Source organism: Streptomyces odontomachi (assembly GCF_024435355.1).
In the GTDB taxonomy this organism is placed as follows: Bacteria; Actinomycetota; Actinomycetes; order Streptomycetales; family Streptomycetaceae; genus Streptomyces; species Streptomyces odontomachi.
In genome coordinates, this window is the sequence record NZ_JAMJWG010000066.1 from 1 (window position 1) to 5,021 (window position 5,021).

The window sequence follows — 5,021 nt, forward strand, 5'->3', positions numbered from 1 at the left end:
CTCCCGCCCCGCACCACACCCGAGACCACGCCACGCGCCGCCGCAGCGCCCGCGGCGCGCTCCTTGAGGCCGGACAGCAGGTCGTCCCGGTCGGTGCCGAGGACGACGGTGCGGTGGGCGAAGCGGGAGCGGGTGGCCGCCAGGGCGTGCGCGGTGTCGTGCAGGTGGAGGTCGGGGGTGGCCGCGACGGACTCGTACAGCCGTTGTGCCTGGTCCCGCACCGCTGCCGCCGTCTTCGCCGACAGCACCCACGGCACCACCGGACCCGCCGGACCCGCCAGACCTGCCGGACCTGCCGCCTCGACCGGCGCGTCGGCTTCCGGGGTCGACGCGTCCGCTTCGGGTGCGGACTCCAGGATCACGTGCGCGTTGGTGCCGCTGATGCCGAACGAGGACACCCCGACGCGCCGCGGGCGCCCCGTCCGAGGCCACTCATGTGCCTGCGTGAGGAGTCGGACGCCGCCGTCCGCCCAGTCGACGTGCGGGGACGGCTCGTCCACATGCAGGGTCTTCGGCAGCACGCCGCGCCGGATCGCCTCGACCATCTTGATCACACCGCCGATGCCGGCGGCGGCCTGCGCATGCCCGATGTTCGACTTGAGCGACCCCAGCCACAAGGGCCGCTCCGGGTCGCGGTTCCGCCCGTAGGTGGCGATCAGGGCCTGGGCCTCGATCGGGTCGCCGAGCGTGGTGCCCGTGCCGTGGGCTTCGACGGCGTCCACTTCCGCTGCGGTCACCCCCGCGTTCGCCAACGCCGCCCGGATCACCCGCTGCTGGGCGGGTCCGTTGGGCGCCGTCAGGCCGTTGCTGGCGCCGTCCTGGTTGGTGGCCGAGCCGCGGATGACGGCGAGTATCCGGTGGCCGTTCGCCTGGGCGTCCGACAGCCGCTCCAGCAGGATCAGGCCGACGCCCTCGGCGAAGCCGGTGCCGTCGGCGGCGGCGGCGAAGGGCTTGCAGCGGCCGTCGGGTGCGAGGCCGCGCTGCCGGCTGAACTCGACGAACACGTTGGGCGTGCCCATCACCGTCACACCGCCGGCCAGGGCCATCGTGCACTCGCCGTGCCGCAGCGCGCGGGTGGCGAGGTGGATGGCGACCAGCGACGACGAGCAGGCGGTGTCCACCGAGACGGCCGGGCCCTCCAGGCCCAGCGCGTAGGCGATCCGGCCCGAGGTGACGCTGGGCGCGCTGCCGGTGCCGATGTAGCCGTCGACGCCTTCGAGGTGGTCGGGCAGGTCCCGCAGGTAGTCCTGGCCGCTGGTGCCGACGAAGACCCCGGTGCGTGAGCCGTGCGCGGCCTCGTCCGTGATGCCGGCCCGTTCGAAGGTCTCCCAGGCGACTTCGAGGAGCAGCCGCTGCTGCGGGTCCATCGCGGTGGCCTCGCGCGGGCTGATCTCGAAGAAGTCCGCGTCGAAGTGGTCGGCCTCCGGGAGGAAGCCGCCCTCCGTGGCGTAGGACTTTCCGCTGCGTTCCGGGTCGGGGTCGAACAGGTCGTCCAGGTCCCAGCCGCGGTCGGCGGGGAATCCGCCCACCGCGTCGACCCCGCCGGCGACCAGCTGCCACAGCTCCTCGGGGGAGGTGACCCCGCCGGGGAAGCGGCAGCCCATGCCGACCACCGCGATCGGCTCGGTCTCCTTCGCCTCGGCGTCACGCAGCCGGCGGTTGGCCTGGCGGAGGTCGGCGGTTGCGCGCCTGAGGTATTCGCGCAGCTTGTCCTCGTTCACCGCGAGGTCCCTTCGTCGGAGTGGTCGGTGGTGGCGGTTGCGGTGACGCGGGTGCTCACGCCTCGGCGATACCGAGCTCGCTGTCGAGCGCGCGGAAGAGTTCCTCGTCCGTGGCCGTCTCGATCTCCACGGCGTCCTCGGCGGTGTCCGCTTCGGCGGTCGGGGCCGCGGTCACCTTCCGCAGCAGCGTCTGCAACCGGAGCGCGATCTCGTCCTGGACGTCGCCCGGCGGGACACCGTCCAGGAGTGCCGCCTCCAGCCGGTCCAGGTCGGCGAGGGCCGCGTCCGGGCCGGCGGCCTTGGCCTCCGGCGCCACCAGGGCCCGTAGTTCGGTGGCGAGCGCCGCGGGTGTCGGGTGGTCGAAGATCACGGTGGCGGGCAGCCGCAGTCCGGTCGCGGTACCGAGCCGGTTGCGCAGTTCGACGGCGGTCAGCGAGTCGAAGCCGATCGCCTGGAAGGAACGGCGGGGTTCGACGTCGTCGGCCGAGCCGTGCCCGAGGACGGCCGCCACATGGCCGCGCACCAGGGCCAGCAGCCGCGCGTCCTGCTCCGCCGCGGTCAGGCCGGCGAGGTCGCCGCGCAGCCCCTGCTCACCGGCGGCAGCCGGGCCGCCGGCGGCGCTGCGGCGCACCCTGCGCACGGCGGTCAGGCCGTGCAGCAGCCGCGGCACCTCGTCCCGCGGCCCGTTGAGTGCGGCCTTGTCGAGCAGGACGGGGAGGTGGACGGCGTCGGGCGCGTCGAGCGAGGAGCCCAGCAGGTCGAGGGCGTGTTCCGTCGTCATCGCGAGCACGCCGCCGCGGGCCATCCGGCGTTGCGAGGCCGAGTCGACGGACTCGGTCAGTTCGCTGGTCTCCTCCCACAGGCCCCAGGCGAGGGAGAGCGCGGGCAGCCCGTGCGCCCTGCGGTGGTGGGCCAGCGCGTCGAGGTAGGTGTTGGCGGCGGCGTAGTTGGCCTGGCCGGGGCTGCCGAGGGTGCCGCTGGCGGACGAGTACAGCACGAAGGCGGCGAGGTCGAGCTCCCGTGTCAGCTCGTGCAGGTGCCAGGCGGCGTCGACTTTCGGACGCAGCACCGTGTCCAGGTGGTCCGGGGTGAGGGCGGTCAGGGTCGCGTCGCGCAGGGCTCCGGCGCTGTGCACGACCGCGGTCAGCGGGTGCTCGGCGGGCACGGTCGCCAGCAGTGCGGCCAGCTCGTCCCGGTCCGTGGTGTCGCAGGACGCGAGCCGCACCCGGGCGCCGAGCGCACCGAGTTCCTCGGCGAACGCGGCGGCGCCCGGCGCGTCCGGCCCGCGCCGGCTGACCAGCAGCAGGTGCCGGACACCGTGCTCGGTCACGAGGTGCCGGGCGGTGTGCCGGCCGAGGGTTCCGGTGCCGCCGGTGATGAGGACGGTGCCGTCGGGGTCGAGGGCACGGGGCAGCGTGAGCACCAGCTTGCCGGTGTGCCGGGCCTGCTGAAGGTAGCGGAAGGCGTGCGGGGCGTGCCGGACGTCCATGGCGTGCACCGGCAGCGGTGTGAGCACGCCCCGGTCGAAGAGTTCCACCAGGTCGGCCAGCATCTGCTGGATGCGGTCGGGCCCGGCCTGGATCATGTCGTAGGCGCGGTAGGCCACTCCGGCGTGGTCGGCGGCGACGTGACCCGCGTCCCGGATGTCCGTCTTGCCCATCTCCAGGAACCGGCCGCCACGTGGCAGCAGCCGCAGCGAGGCGTCGACGTACTCGCGGGCCAGCGAGTTGAGCACGATGTCCATGCCCGCGCCGTCCGTCGCATCGAGGAACCGCTGCTCGAAGTCGAGGGACCGGGAGGACGCCATGTGCGCGTCGTCGATGCCGAGGTCACGCAGCACCTGCCACTTGTTGGGGCTGGCGGTCGCATAGATCTCGGCACCCCAGTGGCGGGCCAGCTGGATGGCGGCCATGCCCACCCCGCCGGTACCGGCGTGGATCAGGATCCGCTCGCCCGCGCCCACGGTCGTGAGGTCGACGAGACCGTAGTAGGCGGTGAGGAACGTGACCGGGATGGCGGCGGCCTCGGCATAGGACCAGCCTTCGGGCATCCGCGCCAGCCACCGGTGGTCGGTGACGGCGAGCGGCCCGGCCGCGCCCCCGATCAGCCCCATCACCCGGTCGCCGACCTGGAACGCGGTGACGCCGGGTCCGACCTCCGTGATGGTGCCGGCGCCCTCGCTGACGATCGGGGCGTCGCCCGGGTACATGCCCAGCGCGATCAGCACGTCACGGAAGTTCAGCCCGGCGGCCCGTACCGCGACCCGCACCTCGCCCGGCTCCAGCGGCCGGGTGATCTGCTCGTCGGCGGGGCACAGCGCCAGGTTCTCCAGCGTCCCCTTGCCGGTGCTGTCGAGCCGCCACGCCCGCGCACCGTCCGGCAGCGTGAGCGTGCCCGCCGCATCGGCAGTGGTGGCGGCCGCTGCCAGCCTCGGCACCAGCACCTGCCCGGCGCGCACCGCGATCTGCGGCTCCCCGGTCGCCAGCGCGGCGGCGACGGCCCCGTACGACACGTCGATGCCGTCGACGTCGACCAGCACGAACTGGTCCGGGTTCTCGGTCTGCGCGGTACGCACCAGACCCCACACGGTCGATGCCGCCAGATCGGCGACGTCCTCCGCCGGATGGGTGGCCACGGCACCCCTGGTGAGCACCACCAGCCGCGTCCCGGACCCGTGCGCGGCCGCCAGCCACTCCTGCACCAGCGCCAACGCCTGGTGCGTCATGGCATGTGCCGACCGGACGGGTGCGGCGTCGACGCTCCCCGCCGGCGCCACGACGACGTGATGCGGCGCGGCACCGCGGGCATCACGGGTGGCGGCATCGACGGCCGCCGTCGCCAACGCCGCAAGGTCCTCGTCCCGCGCCACCCCGCCCAGCGCCGCGGCCAACGCCTCCCGCCCCGCACCGAGCACGGTCAGCGCGGCCGGTTCGGCGGACGGTGTCTCAGGCAGGTTCGCCGGGGTCCACTCCAGCCGGTACGACGCGTCGCCGCCGCGGCCCTGGGACGCGGCGAGCCGGTGCACCTCGATCGGCCGCAACGTGAGCGCATCGATCCCGGCGACCGGCTGCCCGGTCTCGTCGGCCAACCGCAACGTCACCTCGTCGGGCCGCTCCGCCTCGGAGGTCAGCGCGACCCTCAGCACCCGTGGATTCCCGGCGTACAGGCAGACCCCGGCCCAGGCGAACGGCAACCGGATCGTCCCCGCCTCATCGGCGCCCGGCGCCAGGGCACCCGAAGTGAGGGCGACGGTGTGCAGGGCGGCGTCGAGGAGCGCGGGATGGATCCCGTACCCGTCCG

At 74.3% G+C, this 5,021-nt stretch carries 2 protein-coding genes; both read right to left on the reverse strand.

The window, feature by feature from the left end; genetic code table 11:
* A partial coding sequence (locus NQO67_RS43345) for a type I polyketide synthase (protein ID WP_255956165.1) occupies positions 1 to 1,721 on the reverse strand: 1,721 nt, incomplete at its 3' end.
* A 55-nt stretch (positions 1,722 to 1,776) separates the two neighbouring features.
* A partial coding sequence (locus tag NQO67_RS43350; RefSeq protein WP_255956166.1) for an SDR family NAD(P)-dependent oxidoreductase occupies positions 1,777 to 5,021 on the reverse strand: 3,245 nt, incomplete at its 5' end.